This is a genomic window from Fictibacillus sp. S7 (genome assembly GCF_004127935.1).
Classification (GTDB): domain Bacteria; phylum Bacillota; class Bacilli; order Bacillales; family Fictibacillaceae; genus Fictibacillus_C; species Fictibacillus_C enclensis.
Genome location: NZ_QJKL01000001.1, coordinates 191,108 through 210,898, shown reverse-complemented (window position 1 = coordinate 210,898; position 19,791 = coordinate 191,108). Strand labels below are relative to the sequence as shown.

Below are 19,791 nucleotides of genomic sequence, written 5' to 3'. Positions count from 1 at the left end.
AGCAAAAAAATAGAAATGAACAATTAGATGCTGGTTAACCGCGGCCACACAAAAAGCTGAATCCATTACGGATATCAGCCTTCTTCTTAATTATTTCCGTATTTATCCTTGTAATGACATAATGCCAACAGCGGCCAAATGTAATTGTAGCTGTGGTAGTACATATAAAATGTTCCTGGCAGCCCTGCCCCTGTTGGATAGGAAACATGTATGCCATTATAATTTTCGCGATGTAATAGATAGTCAATTCCTCGTTTTATCGAATCGGTTGGTTTTGGACATGCCGCGATTAGTGCATCAACTGCCCATGCTGTCTGGGTGATTGTGCTGTATGGAAGATCACAATAATGCTTATTAATGTCACTTTTGCATGATTCTCCCCATCCTCCGTCATATTTCTGAATCGAAGTCAGCCACTCCACCGCTTTTTGTACCGCAGAGTCTTTATGTGTGATCCCAGCCGCCATGAGTCCTGTTATACCCGCCCATGTCCCATAAATATAGCAAATACCCCAGCGCCCATACCAGGAACCATTGCTTTCCTGATGTTGCTTCAGCCATTGAACAGCAGATTGAATGTGGGGAGATGAGAGCCGTATCCCTTCATAGTTTCCGAGAAACTCAAGCGTCCGGCCCGTTAAATCAGCTGTGGAAGGATCAGTAAGCGCATCCCCGGCATTTTCAATGGGCAGTTTCGCCATCCATCTTTTATTTGTGTCTTTTTCAAATGCTGGCCATCCCCCATCTTTGTTTTGCATGGAGAGAAGCCAACCGACACCTCTTTTGTAGGCGTGTTGAATCGTTCTATCGGTTTTTGCATAATGAAACATCGTTCGCAGAGCAGCCTGGGTATCATCGATGTCCGGATGGATGGTGTTACTTTTGCTGAATCCCCAGCCTCCTGGCATGACATCCGGATTATGAAATTTCCAGTCTCCGAGACGGGTTTGCTGATGCTTCTGCACAAAACTCAAACTCTTTCTCATTTGTGAAGATGAAGGAGGGGCCCCTGAGGACAAAAGGGTATAGCTTATGAGAGAAGTATCCCACACCGTCGGCGGTGAGTTCTGTAGATGAAAGGTTTTCCCAGTATGATGAACCAGACAAATCAGCCCGGTAATCGCTCCATGAATGACGGGATCGGTGGGCTTGTAACCAACCGCGAGAAGCCCGTATATCATGAGAAAAGTAGAAGTGGCATAGCTTAGGAGAGTTCCATCCTCCTCAACCCTCTTTAGTATGTAATTTTCCAAAAAAGCGCTCTGGATGGAATACAACGGACGTTTAGAATTCTTTTTTCCCTTCGCCTTTCTGCGGTCTTCTTCTGTAAACAAATGCTTCAGACAAGGTTTACGGCTGTTATGCACCTGAAACTTTTCTGCCATTCCCAACAAAACCGGAGCAAAGTGGGCCCTTGCATAGCTTCCAAGATCGTAAAAGTTCATATTCACTTTTTTCATGATTCGAAATAGTCTCGAAGGATCCACTTCACGGTCTGGCCATGGATACAGTCCGTTAAATGCAAAGAATACCTTCGTTAACAAACTGGTCTTTTTTAATCCGCCGTTTTCTCTGATAAACCTTGCAGCTTTTTTCATCGGGATGGCATCCCGGGAAATTACCCCTGAATAAAGCAGGGCGGCATACGCTTCCGCTGTGGCAGACAAATTGCCCATTCTTTCATCAGGATAGGCTTTCCATGTTCCGTTCTTTGTTTGCTTGGCTAATAATCTCCTTGTCAGTTGCCGGATCAGCATCTCGTCATCCCATTCCAGGGTACGTAACATAATGATCATATAGGCATCCGTGAGCAAGGCATTTTCAAAAGAAAAACGCCATGAGCCGTCAGGCTGCTGCAGGTCAAGAAGACGGTCGGTGCGCCGGTCAATTTCTCTTATCACTTTAGCCAGTCTGTTCATTGTCCATCACTCCGGTCAGACTTACAGCCAGTGGTGTTGGCTATATTGTATGCTCACGAAAAGAGTAAGATTCCAATGAGAAAGAAATATACAGAAAAGTGCAAATAAAAGTTGATACGGGTATAATTATCCATTACGATAGAACTATAATCTTGTTTATTCCAAGGAGGATGCACATGTCAGACTTGCAGGTTGAAACCGGCTCTATTCTTTTGGAAGACGTTTACACTTCCAATGGGGTTCTTTTATTAAAAAAGGGCACCATTTTAAATACCACTCATGTAGGGCTGTTTAAAAAGCACAATGTAGAAAGTGTGAAAACCGTTCAGTTGACCAATCCCGAAAACATACTAAATACCCTGAAGTAATGAACCGATTGTTAAAATCAAGATTTTGAGACTCCGGCTTCGGTCATTGATGCAAATGGCATGTCAGCAAATCAAGTCTGCAAACAGGTAGAAGCGAAGCCTGAGATCGAACAGTAAAACAGAAAGAATGATGTACTTGTACTCAAAAAAGACGCGTATTTCTCCTCGGGAGAAGCGCGTCTTTTTTTCTTATCCCCTTCATTCCCGTGAGAAAAATTGTTAATTTCATCCGAAAGAGGGATACACACTGACACCGGGTTATGAAATGATACAATTATATGCATGGGAAAAAGAGGGATTAATTTTGAAAAAAAGAAGGATTGCATTCCTGTTGTCTGTGCTTGAGCGGGTTTTTTATTGCGCTTTTTTTAGAAATCAAAAAAACAGGCCCTTTTAAAAAGGACCTGTTTTATTATAAATAATTATTATGCTTTTTGAACGTTTGCTGCTTGAGGTCCACGAGCACCTTGCTCAACGTCAAAAGTAACTTTTTGACCTTCGTCTAATGATTTGAAACCTTCAGATTGGATAGCAGAGAAATGAACAAATACGTCCTCTCCACCTTCGCGTTCGATAAATCCGAAACCTTTTTCTGCATTAAACCATTTAACTGTACCTTGTTCCATAATTATTTCCTCCTAGTGCGTTAAACACACAAAATGTTACTATCCTTGCCCAAAGTGATCATCAAGATGAAAAATCGAATTCTTAAACTTCTTTTACACCGAACAAAAATAATCCTTTTTATTATAACAGAAAATAGAAGAGAAAGCAAAATTTTAAGAAAATAAATAATATTTAAAACCGACCTGAAGTACGACCTTTGTTTAACCTCTTCTCTCATTGAGGGAAGAGAAGAGCCCTGGTATCTAAAACAGATGGAGCTTTCTCGATGTTTTAAATAACAAAATTGTTCCCTTACAACTGAGAGGGTTCTTCCTATCCAACGCAAAAATTATATTGCCCTTCTTTTTCCTTTTTCATACATGAAGGTAGAGTAATTTACATACGTATTCATCAACTAACCTGTTTTTGATAAAATTACGATACGTGAAATTATAATCATTTAAAGGGGCATATTCCGAAAAACGGTTTAGACCGATTCTTCTATTCTTCCTATCATAAAAATTCACCATTAAAAAGAACTTATGTCGAAAGATCGACAAAAGTTCTAAAATGCCTATTGAATTGTCAGCACACCTGTAATAGGAAGTCTTATTACATCCCTATTTAAGAAGTAACGATCTCATTTTTCTATTTCGTTCTAATCTTTCCAATTCATCAACTAAATCATATTTTTTGAGAAGATGAAACATCTCATTTAAGGTGGGTTGTGAGTTATTCCTGTTTAAAAAATCATCAAATAACCCACAAATATCTTCTGGAAGTTCCTCCTTCCGTGCCTCGTATTTACGTTTGACATCATCTTTTGAATGATCCATATTACACTTGTTCATAACATCCTCCTTCCTCTCACTCTCTTTATCTTAATATGACCCTACAACGTGAAACAATATAACCTTTTAAATGAGGGAAAACAAGGACACTATCATTATTGTTACCATACGCAGTTAAATTTTTCCTCATTTTGTTCATGCTCTATTTTTGTGTTAATTAGATGAGACATCGACCTCCTATGTTAGCCAAACTGGCTTGCGACGATATTTGTTTTCCTCCACTCACGTATGGGGAACGTTTAACCACTCCAGAGCCAGAAGTTGTAATTAGGAATTTGTAAAAAAATTACGGTTATATGCAATCTCTCCCACATAAGCTTTTCACCACATCGTGTCCAAAAGGCGCTGATTCCGGAGTCGGCACATTATATTCCTTTAACCCTTGATCTGGAGTGAATACAGCGATTTTATTTGCCTGATTTTCGGTAAACCCGATTGAACCATTCGATGCAGTTGTAATTCCCATCACACCCGCTTGTAGTGTTGGAACTGGGTGGGAAGTGATGGTTCCTTCTTTGTTTATACTGCTGATAAAGTTTGCTTTATGCTGTGTAAACCATATTTCTCCTTTTTACCACTTGCCATTCCATATGGACACGAATCAGGAACGGTATAGGAGATTCATCTATTTTCATATTCACCATCTCCATCCTCCCTTTCATTTACCTGAAAAAAAACTCCAAGAGAATTCCGCCGAATCCGCTTGGAGTTTGGTTATCTTATGCCGTTTTGCCAAAGTCATTCAAATAAATCTTTTCCAGGATAAATGTACAGATCGCACTGCACACACTGATGGAATAAACCATATCCCGTTTATAATCCTTTTTTTGTTCATACTCGCAGAGCAGCTCTTCAAGGAAAAACGTAACGCTTTCCTTGGAATGCTCTTTGATCTCGGGCAGTGTTAAGCAGTTTATACTGTTGAGCACCCTGGCCTTTTTATCCAAAGCTCTTTCATACTTCACATGGGGAATCATGGCATGCTTAAATTCCCAGCGCTGGTTATGTGGAACACAGAAGAAATCCGTAACGAAATGGCAAATTACACCCATTTCGATTTCAAGCCATCTGCGCTTTTGTTTATCCAGCAGATCGGATGCGGGAATGTCCAGCAGACGCACAATTTTATCAACAACAAATTCAAAGCTTTCTTCTATATAATGCTTTCGTTTTGCCAGTTCCGGAATGAAATCGGGTTTCATGTTAGCCCAGGTAAACGTAGACTTATTTAAATCATACTGAACGCTTTCTCTGACATGTGATTGAATGTGGTGCGCCATCACTTTATGCGAATAAGCAAACAGATCAGAACAGTCCTTTCTTATTGAAGAAATAGGTTGAATCAACAATACTACATCCAGCCTGTCGAATCAATAAATGTGTAAGAAATTTAATATATCTCTATACTATTCACATCTTAATGAAAAGCAACTGTAATAATAAACAACCTGCCAAAAATTGAACTGCACCCCTTTTGTTAGACACATCTAACAATAGGAGGTGCAGTTTTTTCATGACCAAGTATTCTTTGGAAACTAAATTAGCTGCTGTTCATGCTTATCTTCAGGGGGGAGATTCCTTTAAAGAAACCGCTTATAAACACAGTGTGACTTCATCAATGTTAAAAGAATGGGTGGCCAAGTTTCGAAAACACGGAGAAATGGCTTTTCAAGAATCATATACAAATCATTCTATCGAGTTTAAAATGGACGTACTTCACTATATAAACGAAACGGGAGTATCTATCTCAGAAGCTGCCGCCCATTTCAACGTGGCTTCTCCCAGCACCGTTTGGAATTGGTATCAACTTTTTGAAACGCAAGGGATTGAGGCTCTTCGATCAAAGATAAAGGGGCGTTCATCCATGAAAAAAGATTCAAAAAGAAAGCAGCCATCAGAAGGATCCGTCGAAGCTCTACGAGCTGAAAATGAGAGATTACGTATGGAGAATGCATACTTAAAAAAGTTACAAGCCTTAATTCAAGAAGAGGAAAAATCACAGAACAAGTCAAAGCGGAAGTGATTGATGAGTTAAGGCATGAATATAAAGTCATTGACCTCGTTGAGGTCGCAGGCATTCCACGAAGCACGTATTATTACTGGATGAAACAAAAGAATCGTGCAGATAAATATCATGAAGTGAAAGCTGTTATTCAACAGATTTTTAATGAGCACCAAGGTCGATATGGCTATCGTCGGATCCGATGGGAATTACAAAATCAAGGCTATTCACTTAATCATAAAACTGTCCGTCGCTTAATGAATAAAATGAAGATCAAGTCTCTGGTGAAGGTGAAGAAATATCGCTCCTATCGTGGAAATGTTGGAAAAATCGCTCCAAATGTTATAGCACGTAAATTCCAAGCAGCGAAACCGAATGAAAAGTGGGTAACCGATGTGACGGAAATTCAATTACATGGTGAAAAGCTATATTTATCGCCAGTTCTTGACCTATATAATGGAGAAATCGTTGCCTATCAGATGGAACACCGTCCGGTTTACTCTTTGGTTTCAAAGATGCTGGATAAGGCATTCAAACAATTGAAAGAGAACGATGCCCCCATCCTTCACTCTGATCAGGGATGGCATTATCAAATGAAACGGTACCAGCATGCATTGAAAGAAAAAAATATAACACAAAGCATGTCCCGTAAGGGCAACTGTCTTGATAACGCCGCCATGGAGAGTTTCTTTGGCTTATTGAAAAGTGAATTGCTTTATCTCAAAGAATTTGAAAGTATGGAACACTTTAAAAAAGAATTGGAACAGTATATCGATTACTACAATAAAAAACGGATAAAAGCAAAATTAAAAGGCATGAGCCCGGTTCAATACCGGACTCATGCCGAAGTAGCTGCTTAAAATTTCGTGTCTAACTTTTTGGGTTCAGATCAAAATTTGGCAGGCTGTTTTTCTTTTATGCTCTTGTTTTAACATTCAATACTCGCATGGCGTTTAAAACGGCAATCAGAGTTACACCGACATCCGAGAAAACCGCTTCCCACATGGTGGCAATTCCAAAGGCCCCCAATGAGAGAAAGACCGCTTTTACCCCTAAGGCAAAAATAATATTTTGCCAAACGATTTTTCTTGTTCGTTTTGCAATTTTTATGGCTTCAGGGATTTTGGAAGGTTCATCCGTCATTATGACCACGTCAGCAGCTTCGATAGCCGCATCTGACCCTAATCCACCCATTGCCATTCCGATATCGGCTCTGGCTAATACAGGAGTATCATTAATGCCATCCCCCACGAATATCAGCTTTTCATTTTTAGACTTATTGCCATCCCATTTTTCAACTTGTTCCACTTTTTCATGAGGAAGCAGTTCTGCATGAACCTCATCTAACCCTAATTGATGCCCCACACGTTCACCAACGGCTTTGGAGTCTCCAGTCAGCATTACCGTTTTTTTTATTCCAAGCTCTTTCAGCTGCGCAATAGCCGATGCTGCATCTTCTTTTACTTCATCTGAAATAACCAGGTGCCCGGCATATGTCCGATTAACAGCCACATGGACGACGGTACCTTCTGCCTCATGTTTCTCATAAGCTATTTTTTCTTGATTCATTAATTTTTCATTTCCGGCGAGCACTTCTTTTCCATCTACTGTTGCCCTAATGCCATACCCGGAAATTTCGTTATATTCTCCTACTTGATCGGCCTGAATCTCTTTACCAAAGGCGGAACGTACGGAAAAGGCAATGGGATGATTGGAATGCGCTTCTGCCATGGCAGCATAATAAAGCAATTCATCCGATGAAAACCCATTATCCGAGTGAATACGTGTTACATCAAAGACACCTTTTGTCAGCGTACCTGTTTTATCAAACAGGACATATTTCACATCATTCAACGCTTCAAGATAATTGCTTCCTTTAATAAGGATGCCCGTTTTTGAAGCTCCTCCCACCCCGCCAAAAAAGCTGAGGGGAATGGAAACAACAAGCGCACAAGGACAGGAAATGACCAAAAAGACCAATGCCCTGTAAATCCATTCTGAAAATGATGCACTCTGAATAAGTAGCGGCGGCAGAAACGCCAAAACCGCAGCTGTAATGACCACAACAGGAGTGTAATACCTCGCAAATTTTGTAATGAAATTTTCCGTCGGTGCCTTTTTGCTGCTTGCATTTTGAACAAGGTCCAAAATTTTGGATACGGTGGAGTCTTCAAATTTCTTGGTTACTTCTACAGTAAGCACTCCGTTTTTATTGATCGTACCGCTTAACAGGTCACTGCCAGGCTTCACTTTCCTGGGTACGGATTCGCCGGTTAACGCCGAAGTATCCACCATGGATACTCCTTCAACGATTTTACCGTCCAAAGGAACCTTTTCTCCCGGTTTGATAATAATTATATCACTTATTCTTACGTCATCAGGCGATACACGCTCTGTCCTGCTCCCCACTTTACGATTGGCATAGTCCGGCCGGATGTCCATCAAGGCACGTATTGATTTCCTTGAACGGTTGACCGCTAAGCTCTGAAACCATTCACCCACTTGGTAAAACAGCATGACAGCTACTCCTTCGGGGAACTGTCCAACTGCGAATGCACCAACTGTCGCAAGTGACATTAGGAAGTTCTCGTCAAACACCTGCCCCCGAACTATATTTCGGACAGCTTTAAGCAGGATCTCCCCACCTATAATTAAGTAGGCGACAAGAAAAAGGGAAAACTCCAACCAATAGTTTAGGGGCGCAAACGCAGCAACTGCCGTTAAGACGGCTCCCATACCAATCCGTGTTAACATCACTGCGTTTTTATTCCCATTATTTTGTGATGGCTCGCTATTGATGTGACGGGGTTGCTGTGTCACCTTTACTCCAGGTTCAAGACGCTTTACGATTTCCACAATTTTAGCTGACAGATCTTTTTCCCTAGTGGAAGGATCCGTTTTTATCCGTAAGGTTTTGGAAACGAAATCCATACTTGAAAGACTTACACCTGTCAGCCCGGCTGCTTCCTTCTCTATTTTTGCTGCACAGTTGGCACAGTCCAGGCCTTCCATATAGAAACTCATGGAAGAATTTTGCCTTGTATTTGGCTGATCAAGTACTTTTATATGCGGCTCAATCGATTGAATCAAATCTCTTGTATTTTCAATTACGGGGATGTCCCTCCCCTGTTCGGTTTCCATTCTTAATGTTTTGGTTACAAAATTTACGCTGCAGGATGATACCCCTTCAAGTTCCCGAACACCATCTTCAATCTTGGAGGCACAATTTGCACAATCCAAGCCATCCAATAAAAATTCTCTTTGTTGATCAGTCACCAGGTTCTCTCCTCTCTGGCCGTGAATCTTTTCATCTATGCTTATATGAGCAGAAATTCATATATAAATCATTATATGTTCGCACCACGAAAAGTGTCAACGCAACATGTTAAATTCATAATCAATCATGGCATGCATGATGAATTGCTTGATTTAATAATGTAATCACATGATTATCATCAATCGAATAAAACAGGGTCGTTCCTGCTCTTCTGAATTTAACAAGGCGAAGATTTTTTAAAAAACGTAATTGATGAGAAACCGTAGATTGTAAAAGTGAGAGCTTTTCAGCAATTTCATTTACAGATGATTCTTTATGAGATAAAAGATGAAGGATTCGGATTCGCGTCGGATCTGACAGCGCCTTGAAGGTTTGAGATGCGACAAAAAGAGTTTCTTCATCTAATTGTTCACTTTCAATAATTGCTTTTTCGTGTTCATCCATTTAATATCAACTCCTTACCACTAAACCATATATGAATAATTACTCATATTGTAAACGACGGTTATGCTTCTGTAAATGCTGAATCGAATTCTCTTTTCTTTAACTATAATGAATAATTTACGCTTCTATTCCGTATTTCATTAGAATAATTTCGGGTAATAATAGAGTGCCAGGGAAAAGTATACAAAATAAAGGAAAATTATTGCACGTCGGAGAATGTTCTTATACAATATATATGAGCATATATTCATATACATATATTCAAAAAGGAGTTGAGCATTTATGGCGCATTCTCACGGTCACGGTGAATCTCATGGGCATCATCATGGTACAAACAATAAAAGAGCATTGAAATGGGCGTTTTTTCTAATTGCAGCCTACATGCTCGTGGAAATTGCCGGTGGCATTACTACCAACAGTTTGGCTTTATTATCTGACGCAGGACATATGTTAAGTGATGCGGCTGCTCTTGGATTAAGTTACCTGGCATTGACTTATGGCCAAAAATCATCCTCCCAATCCAAAACCTATGGTTATCGCCGCTTTGAAATTTTAGCCGCCTTTATCAATGGCATTGCTCTGTTAGCGATCGCCCTTTATATCTTTTGGGAATCCTATCAGCGCATCTTAAATCCCCCTTCAGTCATTAGTAAGGGGATGCTCATTATTTCGATTATTGGTTTAATGGTAAATATTGTCGCTGCCTACATCTTAATGAAAGGTGACAAGGATGAAAATCTCAATGTGAAAAGTGCTTTTTTGCACGTCCTTGGGGATATGCTTGGATCCGTTGGCGCAATTGCCGCTGCCCTTGTCATCATGTTTTTCAACTGGAATCTGGCAGATCCTATCGCAAGTATTATTGTAGCCATTCTGGTTCTTATCAGCGGCTGGAGGGTGACCAAAGAATCTGTTCATATTTTAATGGAAGGCACTCCTCAAAATGTGAACTTTAAGGAGATCAAACAGGCGTTGCTTTCCATCCCTGAAGTGAAACAGGTCCATGATCTTCATGTATGGTCAATCTCTTCGGATTTTCCTGCCTTAAGCTGTCACCTGGTGGCCGACGCAGAGGATCATCAGCAAACCTTGCTTAAAAAGGCGAATCAGCTGCTTATGGAACAATTTCATATTGAGCATACAACCATTCAGATTGATCTTTCGGATACTGATTGCACAATGAATCATACCTGCGAGTAAATGCGAGGGCTCAATGCAAAAGGATTTTCGGTTTCTCAAGAGATGAAAAAAGTAGCGGTTCTGCTGAATTTAAATACGTTTACCATCATGGACATTCACAATCGAGCAAACACTCGAATGTGTAAAAAGGCACTTTAAGCTAAATGAACACCAAAAAGGATGACCATTTAACGGTCATCCTTTACACGTTTTATTCAAAACCAACTGTCATGCTGTCCGGATGAGAACCGGCTCGGCTATCCTGGTTCAATCCGTCGATACGCTCCATATCCTCACTGCTTAATTCAAAATTGAACACATCAGCATTTTCAATAATACGATGCTCTTTTGTTGATTTTGGAATCGTTACCACTTCATTTTGAAGATCCCACCGCAAAATCACCTGTGCTACCGTTTTATTGTGCTTATCGGCAATTTCTTTTAATGCAGGATCTTCCAGCAGCTGCCCCTGCTTAAGCGGTGACCAGGCTTCCAATTGGATTTCATTATTTTTGCAGAACGCATGCAGCTCTTTTTGGGTAAGATGCGGATGGTATTCCACCTGGTTGACCATTGGTTTAATTTCACAGGAACTCATCAAGTCCTCCAAATGGTGAACCTGGAAGTTACTTACGCCGATGGCTCGAATTTTGCCATCATTGTACAGCTTCTCAAACGCTCTCCATGTCTCTTTGTATTTGTCTTTTCCAGGCCAGTGAATGAGATAGAGGTCCAGATATTCCAGGCCAAGTTTTTCCATACTTGTTTCGAACGCCTTTAATGTAGATTCGTATCCTTGCTCACTGTTCCAAAGCTTTGTTGTGATGAATAGGTCTTCACGGGAAACTCCGGACTCTCTGATCGCCTGCCCCACTCCCTCTTCGTTCCCGTAAATCGCTGCCGTATCAATGCTGATGTATCCGTTTTTTATCGCAGCTTTTACAGACTCGATTACTTCTTCTCCTTCTTTTACTTTAAATACACCCAACCCAAAGCGCGGCATTTTCACGCCGTTATGTAGTGTTGTTGTATCTTTTAAACTGGTTGCCATCTTTTATTCCTCCTATTGTCGTAATTGCTTGCTCTAGGTACATACCACTATTTCTCTGGTCTTAATCCCATATCCTCCTGCTTCTTTGTACGAAAGGGCATTTTATAAAATAATTTTCATGCCGTATGATTTAGACAAAAGCATAAAAGAGGTAGAGTACATGTCAAATGTCCAATCACTGGTACGAGCTCTCACACTATTAAACAAACTTGCCGAATATCCTGAAGGAATTCAAATCTTCCAACCATACCTGGCAAAGCTGTGTAAAGAAATTAATGAAACGGTTCATTTATGTATTGAAGATTATCAAACAACAAGCGCTTTCATTCCGGAATCTCCAGGTTTTTTTTCAATAAAATGAATGAAATAAGGATATTTGTTAAATCAGAAAGACCTCCCGCGTCCTATCTTTCTGGGAATCTGGGAGGTTTTTAGAAGACTGCAGCAACATACTTGCAATCAAATGTAAGATTTCTACCCTCTTCAAGGGAAGCCGTCATGCAGTTCGTCACTGAATTATACGAAATAAATGACAACCTCACCGGGACGGTTGAGCCCCGGAAGACAAAAAAGTGAGTATCCCCGGCTTGAACATTTTGCAGGAAATCCTCCGCACAAAAAGGCAGGTAGGATGAGTCTTTCATGCTGTTCTCCCTTTCTGTATGTGTGTCTGTTTATTTTATGTACAAATACTAAAATGGTATAGACACCTCACATACAAAAAAGAGGAATTCCTGATTAGGAATCCCTTACTGACTAAAAGTCCTTATTTTGATAGATCCGAATGGAAACCATCCACGAAAGTGAAAAGCAAACGAGAGAAAAGGGCGCAAGCAGAAAAACGAGCCTTCTTAAAGACCCGTTTTTTTCATTGGCTCTATCGTGCCAGTGTGTGTATGGTGCTTTGTGCTAAGGCAAATTCAAAATCCGCAATTATATCTTCAGGGTCCTCCAAGCCTGCTGAAAACCGGAAAAGCGTGTTCGAGATTCCTCTCTTCTTTCTTTCGGCTTCCGGCATAGCGGCATGTGACATTTTTGCCGGATAGGATAAAATAGATTCCACCGCTCCGAGGCTCACCGCCAAAACAGGAATCTGAAGATGGGAAGTAAACGGCCGGACCAGCTGTTCGCTTTCCAGTTCAAATGAGAAGACAGCACCTGGCCCCTCCGCCTGGCTCCGATGTACAAAGTATCCTGAATGCTCCTTTAAGCCAGGGTAATGTACCTTTTTAATCAGCGGGTGTCCGTTTAAATAGTCTGCGAGTTTCCCAGCCGCTTCTACAGAATGACGGAGGCGTACGTATAATGTTTTCAGTCCCCTCATTAATAGCCAGCAATCCTGGACACCCAGCACGGCACCAAACGAGTTCTGCAAAAAGTAAAGGCGATCAGCCAGCTCTTCATCTTTCACCACGGCCAGACCTGCCACCACATCACTATGCCCGGCAAGGAATTTGGTTGCACTGTGAAGAACAATATCCGCTCCAAGCGACAACGGCTGCTGAAGAGCCGGTGTTAAAAAGGTATTGTCAACAAAGGTTAGCGCACCTTTCTCCTTCGCCAACTCGCTCACTGCCCGAATATCGGTCACTTTTAAAAGCGGATTGGAAGGCGTTTCAATATAAAAGGCTTTTGTATTGGGCTGGATTGCCTGTTCTACGGCATCAAGGTCAGTCATATCGACAAAAGTGTGGGTAATCCCCAGTCGTGAAAGCACCTGTGTGACCATTCGATACGTACCGCCATACACATCCTCTGATATGATCATATGATCTCCTTGGGATAAAAGAAGAAATGACGTAGAGATCGCTGCCATGCCCGATGCAAAGGCAAAGCCTCTGCATCCGCCTTCGAGCTCAGCGATTTGCTGTTCGAGTGCTTCTCTTGTCGGATTGGCAGACCGTGCATAATCATATTTTCCAAATTGATCAATATCCTCTTGATGGAACGTGGAGGACAGATGCATGGGCACACTCACCGCGCCGGTAGCCGGATCGGTTTTATGTTTATGATGCAGCAATTTGGTTTGAAAGGTATGACAGTTATGGTCACTCATAAATTACAGCCTCCTTCTGGACAATGTCCAGCGCTTGTTTTAAGTCGTTAATCAAATCATTTTCGTCTTCAATACCAACAGATAAACGCAAAAGCCGGTTGCAAACTCCGCGTGCTGTACGTATTTCTTCAGGAATGTCCGCATGTGTTTGGGTCGCGGGATACGTTACCAGACTTTCAACCCCGCCCAGGCTTTCGGCAAAGGTTATCAGATTTACGGACTTCAAAAAACGGGGGACCCATTCTTCTTTTTTCAGCCGGAAAGAGATCATGCCTCCCCTTCCCGGATAAAGGACGTCATCTACACCATCATGATTCTGCAGGAATTGAATCAACACCTTAGCGTTTTCTTCATGTTTTTTCATTCGAAGGGCCAATGTTTTCATTCCGCGCATCAAAAGCCAGGCATCAAACGGGCTTAACACGGCACCTGAGGCATTGTGATGGTACGAGAGCTCCTGGCACAATTCCTCGCCTTTGGCCGCAATCAGACCTGCGAGCACATCATTGTGTCCTCCGAGGTATTTCGTTGCACTGTGGATTACAATATCCGCTCCGAGCTCGATCGGCCTTTGCAGCAAAGGGGTATAAAAGGTATTATCAACGATAACGAGCAACCCATGTTTCTTGGCGAGACGTGCAACAGCTTCAATATCACATACCTCCATGAGCGGGTTGGTCGGCGTTTCCAGAAAAATGGCTTTTGTTTTTTCAGTGATCGCCTGTTCAATTTCGGCTACGTCTGCCGTGTTTACATAGATACTGGACAAACCCCATTTTTTGTATCCTTCTTCGAGCAGGCGGTAGGTGCCGCCATACAAATCACTGGATACAATCCATTCATCACCTGATTGAAAGAGGGAGAGGATGGCCGCAATGGCCGCCATCCCCGAGCTACAGGCAAACCCGGCGTCTGCTCCTTCCAAATCGGCGATCGCTTTTTCAAGCACTTCACGTGTCGGATTGCCTGTTCGAATATAATCGTAACCACTTGATTCTCCAATTCCGGTATGGCGGTATGCTGTAGAAAAATAAACGGGCGGATTAACCGTTCCCGTGCGGTCTTCACTTCGGTTTCCAATTTGAGCTAATTTTGTTTCTGTTTTATACATGGCAGCCTCCTAAGTCAAAAGAAAAAATAAAAAAGCCTTCTTAAGAAGAAGACTTTTGAATACCATCAAATTGTCGTTCTCCTTATCTCCCAAGTTCGTCATCGAACTTGCTGGACTTAGCACCTTTTCAGCAGAAATCACTGAAGGTTGCTGAGGTTTCATCGGGCCATTCCCTCTACCTCTCTTGATAAGAAAATCTAATCCGTATCTAATTGTAGTTCCTAGTGTACCGCAATTATCTGAATGTTTCAAGCTTTCTTTTTATATTTTATTCCGTGTTGCTGTGCCTGGACAGAACTTCCTCATGGCTGAGCGTTTTCTGTGTGCTGCTCCTCAGACATACCGCATCGCAAAACACATGAAGACACTGATCAAAAAGAGAGCTGAGTGGCTGTATGCTTTTGGCTTCATTCTCTCCCCTTTTCTTTGTAGCTGCCGGAAGGACAAAACATGTATCAGCCACTTGTGCCAGAGCAGAATCTCCATTTGCTGTAATGCATACTACTTTGGAGCCTGCCGACCTTGACCGTTCCGCCTGATGGATTACGGATTGTGTGGATCCTGAACCCGAAATGGCGATAAGACAATCCCCCTCGGCTACCGAGGGAGTTACCGTCTCACCAATGACAAAGACGTTATAGCCCAGGTGCATGAGGCGCATGGCAAATGCTTTTGCCATAAACCCCGACCTTCCCTCGCCAGCCACAAAGATTCTCGTTGTATTTTGGAGTTCTGAATCAAAACGCTCAATCTCTTCTTCTCCAATTTTCTCAATAACTCCCTGCATCTCTTTTACAATCACATTCAGTTCGTTCATACATTTTCTCCTGTCCGAATCGTTTTCCAAGCTGTATACATCTGTTTGGCTGCTTCCTGGATATTCGCAGCTTTCGTAATGGCGGACCCGACAACAATGATCTCCGGATTTTTTTCGGCAGCCATTGGGAGAGAGGATAGAGCAATTCCCCCTGCAAGGGCCAGTCGGTCAACAGGAAGCCTTTCTTTGTTCTGTTTCTCCATCGTTTTGTTGTCTGACTCCTGTTCATCTTTGCTTACATGTTCGCAAAATACGGCAGATGTATAGCTTAGCAGACGTTGCATTTGCTCAGATGAAACATTTAGCAGATCAATCATCACTTCTTTTCCATTTTCGTCGGCAACCTTCAAACAGGTTTCAATCGTTACGAGGGGAGCCGCCCCCATGACAGTTGCCATGTCTGCTCCTGCGTCAAAGGCTATGGAAAATTCATAGGCTGCATTATCAAAGGTCTTCATATCTGCCAGCACTGGTTTTAACGGAAACTCTTTTTTAATCTCAGAAATGCTCTCAACACCATATTCCTTAATTAATGAAGTACCGACTTCGATAAGATCAACATATTGCTCTGCCTCTTTTGCCGTTTCAATTGCCTCAGAAATCGTCATCCAGTCCAGGGCCAGCTGAATCTTCATTGAGAAACAACCTCCATTCTCTTTTTCGCTTCTTTTGCAGCCGGAGCTTTAACAGCCATTGTAAGCAATACGGATACAAAAAGCGCGGATGCCATGAATACGAAGGAAGCTGACGGCCCTCCGGTAACGCCGTTTAAATATCCAACAATGTAGGATCCAACAAAAGAACCAAGCGCCCCCATGCTGTTGATGAGCGCCATCGCTCCCCCAGCCACGTTTCGCGGAAGGATTTCAGGAATGATCGCAAAAAACGGTCCGTAAGGTGCGTACATGGCTCCGCCAGCTATGACAAGTAGTGTATACGAAAGCCAGAAATTGCTGGAACCGATCAAATAAGAGCCAAAAAAGGCAATGGAACCAATCAGCAGTGATATCCATACAAATGTTTTACGGTTCAGTGTTTTATCCGAGTAATAGGATAGGACAAGCATGCCGACCACAGCCACAACGTAAGGAACCGAAGAGAGCCAGCCTGTTGAAACAATGTCCAGGTTTGACGCTTTTTTAATAATGGACGGAAGCCACATAACAAATCCATATACCCCTATGCTCCAGGCAAAATATTGAAGGCTCAGCAGAATCACGGCTTTGGATTTAAACGCTTCCCGATAATTCTTGACTGGCTTCAATGTAGATTGTTCTTTGTTAAACTCATTCTCGATACCCTGCTTTTCCTTATCGGTAAGCCATGATGCATTTTTTGGACGGTCTTTGACCAGCTTCAGCCAGATAAATGCCCATAATACCGCTGGAGCACCTTCCAAAATAAACATCCATCTCCAACTGAACGAGTTTAATAGATAACCCGATAAAACAGACATCCATAATACGGTGGCCGGATTACCGAGGATTAAGAATGTATTTGCTCGTGACCGTTCTTCCTTTAAAAACCAATGACTCAAAAATACTAGCATGGCTGGCATAACAGCGCTTTCAACTACTCCTAAAAGAAAACGGATAGGATACAGCCAAGCCACATTGGTTGCCATGCCTGTTGCTGCGGCAAGGCCGCCCCATAGAATCAGGCTCCAAAAGATCAGCTTTTTGGCACTATGCTTTTCTGCATAGTGAGCACCCGGAACCTGGAAGAAAAAGTACCCGAGAAAAAAGAGAGATGCCAAAAAAGAAGAAACTCCCGCTGTAATGTTCAGTTCATCTCCCATGCCCCCTGCTACACCGAACCCATAATTTGCCCGGTCCAGATAGGCGAGACTGTACGTAATAAAAGCTAAAGGAATCAAACGGCGAAACCGTTTTTTTGAAGCTATAGAATCCATCATCGTTAAACCGCTCCTTTTTCTATCAACTTTTTAAAAACTTCATGTACATTCTATTTCACTTGCTCCTGCCAGCTTTTCACCCTCTCTTTTCGCAGATTTGCTACATGCTGAGATGCATTTATGACTTTCACGGGATACTCGATCGCCAAGGGAACTTCTTCAGGAATCAGCCCAATGATCCCATCGATCTCATCAGGAAGCTCAGGGAAAACCGGGACTGTTCTCCAACTTCCTTTGTCATCAACCACGTGTTTGATGTGAACGTATCGAATAAATGTTTTCAACCGTTCATACATAGCCAACGGATCCTCTCCCACATACTTTGGATTGCCCACATCAAAGGTAAATCCGGCAGGAATCTCTTGTGCACGGCAGTCCAGAAAAAAAGTCTCCAGAAGATCTGTTCGTCCGCCACAACTGGTCTGATCATTTTCGATGGTAAAAATCATTTTTGGAAACTGCAGCAAAAGACGCTTTACATGGGAAAGTTCCTCCTTCATTCCGCAATAGTGGCCAAGAGGTGTCTTCAACAGCCATGCCCCTACGGCTTCCGCCTCCTGAAGAAGACAGAATAGGGAATTGAAATTCAGCTTTCCGTTTTCATCAAACATAGGCTGGGGCGAGGAAAAAACAACTTCAAGATTCAGTTCCTTTAACCTTACTCCTGCATCATTCAATGAGATCCCGGAAGAAAGCAACTCCCTGCGAACCTCTATGCCATCCGCCTTTACCTCTGCCAAGCACAGTGCAATCTCTTCAAACTCCCGCGCATTCAACTCCGTATTTCCGAATGCGTTTTGTGTACAATAAATGTGATTCATTACCCCCGCTCCTTTGAATGCGCTTACTTATTAATGGTACCGGTACCATTTAACTATTGAAAAAGGGGTCCAGCGATAAGACCTCTTTATTTCTCTGGTGTTGAATTCCTTTTAATCAACTTCCCTTTATACATGAAGGATTGCGAGGTTGTCCGTTCTCCTCTGATTCGTTCGAGGACCATTTTCATCGCGCTTACCCCAATTTCAAATGTTGGCTGCTCAATGCAGGTAATTCCTCCAAATACAACAGGTGCCCAATCTGGATTATCAAATGTGAGGAGTGAGAGTTCATCCGGCACAGAAATGTTCATGGTATTTAGTTCATTCGCAACTTTTAGCATTAAAAGCGCATTTACAGTAAAAATGGCTTTGGATTGCCCCTGGGCATCTTCCAGAAATGAAACCAGCTTATTTCTGAACAGGCAGCCATCATCTGTTGAAACAATATAGATATCATCTGAGCTTTCGTGATTGTTCTTTTTCAAAACGTCTTGAAAAAACTGATACCTCTCATGCCTTGTACTGATTTCCTGAAAAGGTTCACTAAAAAACGCGATACGTTCATAATTTCGCTGTAGCAGAAATCCGAGAGAATCCTCTGTTGCCTGCCGGTTATCTAAGCCGACAAAATCCATATCCAGTTCAGGAATATTTCGATCCAGCAGTACGACCGGAATGGAATCATCTTTCATTTCCAGTAAGGAAGAGTTATTCCCACCCGTTGTATGAATAATAAGCCCATCGATCCGGTGAGATTGCAGCATATGAATAAAGTTTCTCTCCTTCTCTGGATTGTTATCGGAATTGCAGATCATAAGACTGTAACCATTTTTCGAAGAGATTTCTTCAGCGCCTCTTAAAATGGCTGTACTATATGGATTGCGGATATCTGCAATGATGACGCCAATGAGGTAGCTTTTTCTTCCTTTCAGCCCTCTTGCAGCCGTACTGGGCCGATAATCCAATTCCTGAACAGCAGATTCTATTTTCTTTTTTGTTTTATCGGCAAGTTCATCCAGCCGCCCGCCTAAATACCGTGAAACCGACGTTTTTGAAACTCCCGCCCGTTTCGCTACATCATAAATGGTTATCTTTTGGGCCATTTTCCCCACCTTACTTTCGGTCAAATCTTTTTTTGGAACCGGTTCCATTTTTAAAAAGTCTACCATACGCTGTGAAGATGTCAACAAGCAAAAAGAATTTTTTAAATTTTCTTTTTCTTTATGTTTTCCTTTAAAGAAATCGTTTACAATAAAACCAACGATTAACAAGGAGGCTGTTCAAATGAGAAACGAAAGAAATGTCCATCGCCAACCAACATATAAGGGTGATACACATTCTTAAGCAGTGAGTGAACAGTGTGCCCCCCTTATA

At 42.0% G+C, this 19,791-nt stretch carries 19 protein-coding genes, 1 pseudogene and 1 riboswitch; of the genes and pseudogenes, 5 read left to right on the top strand and 15 right to left on the bottom strand.

Features of this window, described 5'->3' with window-relative positions:
• Positions 1–86: 86 nt before the first annotated feature.
• Positions 87–1,919 (bottom strand): terpene cyclase/mutase family protein, encoded by a 1,833-nt coding sequence (locus tag DMO16_RS01025; protein WP_129474836.1) that lies wholly within the window; start codon positions 1,917–1,919, stop codon positions 87–89.
• A gap of 176 nt (positions 1,920–2,095) precedes the next feature.
• Between DMO16_RS01025 and DMO16_RS01020 the strand changes: the two genes are divergently transcribed.
• Together DMO16_RS01020 and DMO16_RS25340 are read left to right on the top strand one after the other, a co-directional pair.
• Positions 2,096–2,287, top strand: a complete 192-nt coding sequence (locus tag DMO16_RS01020) for a hypothetical protein (protein ID WP_129474834.1) — start codon at positions 2,096–2,098, stop codon at positions 2,285–2,287.
• Between the two features lie 30 nt (positions 2,288–2,317).
• Positions 2,318–2,404 (top strand): annotated as a pseudogene (locus DMO16_RS25340) (hypothetical protein); the annotation flags it as partial.
• 308 nt (positions 2,405–2,712) lie between these two features.
• On the opposite strand, the gene DMO16_RS01010 reads toward DMO16_RS25340, so the two are convergent.
• The 4 genes from DMO16_RS01010 to DMO16_RS01000 form a co-directional block, all read right to left on the bottom strand.
• Positions 2,713–2,913, bottom strand: coding sequence for a cold-shock protein (locus DMO16_RS01010; protein ID WP_026694123.1), 201 nt, complete (start codon positions 2,911–2,913; stop codon positions 2,713–2,715).
• A gap of 600 nt (positions 2,914–3,513) precedes the next feature.
• Positions 3,514–3,729 (bottom strand): group-specific protein, encoded by a 216-nt coding sequence (locus DMO16_RS01005; RefSeq protein WP_241840409.1) that lies wholly within the window; start codon positions 3,727–3,729, stop codon positions 3,514–3,516.
• Positions 3,730–4,036: 307 nt separating this feature from the next.
• On the bottom strand, positions 4,037–4,306 hold the full coding sequence (locus DMO16_RS25335; protein ID WP_425590054.1) for a virginiamycin B lyase family protein: 270 nt from the start codon (positions 4,304–4,306) through the stop codon (positions 4,037–4,039).
• Positions 4,307–4,463: 157 nt separating this feature from the next.
• Positions 4,464–5,090, bottom strand: a complete 627-nt coding sequence (locus DMO16_RS01000) for a zinc dependent phospholipase C family protein (RefSeq protein WP_241840408.1) — start codon at positions 5,088–5,090, stop codon at positions 4,464–4,466.
• Positions 5,091–5,257: 167 nt separating this feature from the next.
• Between DMO16_RS01000 and DMO16_RS00995 the strand changes: the two genes are divergently transcribed.
• Positions 5,258–6,606, top strand: a protein-coding gene (locus DMO16_RS00995; protein ID WP_129474832.1) for an IS3 family transposase whose coding sequence is annotated in 2 segments (ribosomal slippage) — positions 5,258–5,717 and positions 5,717–6,606 — 1,350 coding nt in all. Because the reading frame shifts where the segments join, the coding sequence is not laid out codon by codon here.
• 55 nt (positions 6,607–6,661) lie between these two features.
• Here the strand turns inward: DMO16_RS00995 and DMO16_RS00990 are convergent.
• Both DMO16_RS00990 and DMO16_RS00985 read right to left on the bottom strand, forming a co-directional pair.
• Positions 6,662–9,022, bottom strand: a complete 2,361-nt coding sequence (locus DMO16_RS00990) for a heavy metal translocating P-type ATPase (RefSeq protein WP_241840407.1) — start codon at positions 9,020–9,022, stop codon at positions 6,662–6,664.
• Positions 9,023–9,143: 121 nt separating this feature from the next.
• Positions 9,144–9,467 carry an ArsR/SmtB family transcription factor gene (locus DMO16_RS00985; RefSeq protein ID WP_061972775.1) on the bottom strand — a complete coding sequence of 108 codons (324 nt, stop codon included), beginning with the start codon at positions 9,465–9,467 and terminating at the stop codon, positions 9,144–9,146.
• Positions 9,468–9,749: 282 nt separating this feature from the next.
• Here DMO16_RS00985 and DMO16_RS00980 point away from each other — a divergent pair, with 282 nt between their 5' ends.
• Positions 9,750–10,667 (top strand): cation diffusion facilitator family transporter, encoded by a 918-nt coding sequence (locus DMO16_RS00980; protein ID WP_129474827.1) that lies wholly within the window; start codon positions 9,750–9,752, stop codon positions 10,665–10,667.
• Between the two features lie 190 nt (positions 10,668–10,857).
• On the opposite strand, the gene DMO16_RS00975 is transcribed toward DMO16_RS00980, so the two are convergent.
• The gene (locus DMO16_RS00975) at positions 10,858–11,697 is read right to left on the bottom strand and encodes an aldo/keto reductase (RefSeq protein WP_129474825.1); all 840 of its coding nucleotides are present in this window, start codon (positions 11,695–11,697) and stop codon (positions 10,858–10,860) included.
• Between the two features lie 160 nt (positions 11,698–11,857).
• Here DMO16_RS00975 and DMO16_RS00970 point away from each other — a divergent pair, with 160 nt between their 5' ends.
• The gene (locus DMO16_RS00970) at positions 11,858–12,058 is read left to right on the top strand and encodes a hypothetical protein (protein WP_129474823.1); all 201 of its coding nucleotides are present in this window, start codon (positions 11,858–11,860) and stop codon (positions 12,056–12,058) included.
• 516 nt (positions 12,059–12,574) lie between these two features.
• Here the strand turns inward: DMO16_RS00970 and metC are convergent.
• The 7 genes from metC to DMO16_RS00935 form a co-directional block, all read right to left on the bottom strand.
• Positions 12,575–13,753 carry a cystathionine beta-lyase gene (gene metC, locus DMO16_RS00965; RefSeq protein WP_061972762.1) on the bottom strand — a complete coding sequence of 393 codons (1,179 nt, stop codon included), beginning with the start codon at positions 13,751–13,753 and terminating at the stop codon, positions 12,575–12,577.
• Entirely contained in the window at positions 13,746–14,864 is a 1,119-nt protein-coding gene (locus DMO16_RS00960) for a methionine biosynthesis PLP-dependent protein (protein ID WP_129474821.1), read from the bottom strand. The genes metC and DMO16_RS00960 overlap by 8 nt, the downstream gene beginning before the upstream one ends.
• 79 nt (positions 14,865–14,943) lie before the next feature.
• Positions 14,944–15,058: riboswitch (SAM riboswitch) on the bottom strand.
• 74 nt (positions 15,059–15,132) lie between these two features.
• A complete protein-coding gene (gene hxlB / locus DMO16_RS00955) occupies positions 15,133–15,681 on the bottom strand; it encodes a 6-phospho-3-hexuloisomerase (protein WP_061972757.1) in 549 nt (182 codons plus the stop codon).
• Positions 15,678–16,316, bottom strand: coding sequence for a 3-hexulose-6-phosphate synthase (hxlA, locus tag DMO16_RS00950; RefSeq protein WP_129474819.1), 639 nt, complete (start codon positions 16,314–16,316; stop codon positions 15,678–15,680). Before hxlA ends, hxlB begins: the two co-directional genes overlap by 4 nt.
• Complete coding sequence (locus tag DMO16_RS00945; protein ID WP_129480275.1) at positions 16,313–17,593, bottom strand: MFS transporter; 1,281 nt, start codon at positions 17,591–17,593, stop codon at positions 16,313–16,315. The genes hxlA and DMO16_RS00945 overlap by 4 nt, the downstream gene beginning before the upstream one ends.
• Before the next feature lie 53 nt (positions 17,594–17,646).
• Entirely contained in the window at positions 17,647–18,417 is a 771-nt protein-coding gene (locus tag DMO16_RS00940) for a hypothetical protein (RefSeq protein ID WP_129474817.1), read from the bottom strand.
• A gap of 86 nt (positions 18,418–18,503) precedes the next feature.
• Positions 18,504–19,607 (bottom strand): LacI family DNA-binding transcriptional regulator, encoded by a 1,104-nt coding sequence (locus tag DMO16_RS00935; RefSeq protein WP_241840406.1) that lies wholly within the window; start codon positions 19,605–19,607, stop codon positions 18,504–18,506.
• Positions 19,608–19,791: the final 184 nt, after the last annotated feature.

Bases quoted from the DNA above. Each gene is read 5' to 3' on its own strand.
- DMO16_RS01025 (WP_129474836.1), bottom strand. From the start codon at position 1,919: ATGAACAGACTGGCTAAAGTGATAAGAGAAATTGACCGGCGCACCGAC.
- DMO16_RS01020 (WP_129474834.1), top strand. From the start codon at position 2,096: ATGTCAGACTTGCAGGTTGAAACCGGCTCTATTCTTTTGGAAGACGTT.
- DMO16_RS01010 (WP_026694123.1), bottom strand. From the start codon at position 2,913: ATGGAACAAGGTACAGTTAAATGGTTTAATGCAGAAAAAGGTTTCGGA.
- DMO16_RS01005 (WP_241840409.1), bottom strand. From the start codon at position 3,729: ATGGATCATTCAAAAGATGATGTCAAACGTAAATACGAGGCACGGAAG.
- DMO16_RS00985 (WP_061972775.1), bottom strand. From the start codon at position 9,467: ATGGATGAACACGAAAAAGCAATTATTGAAAGTGAACAATTAGATGAA.
- DMO16_RS00980 (WP_129474827.1), top strand. From the start codon at position 9,750: ATGGCGCATTCTCACGGTCACGGTGAATCTCATGGGCATCATCATGGT.
- DMO16_RS00975 (WP_129474825.1), bottom strand. From the start codon at position 11,697: ATGGCAACCAGTTTAAAAGATACAACAACACTACATAACGGCGTGAAA.
- DMO16_RS00970 (WP_129474823.1), top strand. From the start codon at position 11,858: ATGTCAAATGTCCAATCACTGGTACGAGCTCTCACACTATTAAACAAA.
- metC (WP_061972762.1), bottom strand. From the start codon at position 13,753: ATGAGTGACCATAACTGTCATACCTTTCAAACCAAATTGCTGCATCAT.
- DMO16_RS00960 (WP_129474821.1), bottom strand. From the start codon at position 14,864: ATGTATAAAACAGAAACAAAATTAGCTCAAATTGGAAACCGAAGTGAA.
- hxlB (WP_061972757.1), bottom strand. From the start codon at position 15,681: ATGAACGAACTGAATGTGATTGTAAAAGAGATGCAGGGAGTTATTGAG.
- hxlA (WP_129474819.1), bottom strand. From the start codon at position 16,316: ATGAAGATTCAGCTGGCCCTGGACTGGATGACGATTTCTGAGGCAATT.
- DMO16_RS00945 (WP_129480275.1), bottom strand. From the start codon at position 17,593: ATGGATTCTATAGCTTCAAAAAAACGGTTTCGCCGTTTGATTCCTTTA.
- DMO16_RS00940 (WP_129474817.1), bottom strand. From the start codon at position 18,417: ATGAATCACATTTATTGTACACAAAACGCATTCGGAAATACGGAGTTG.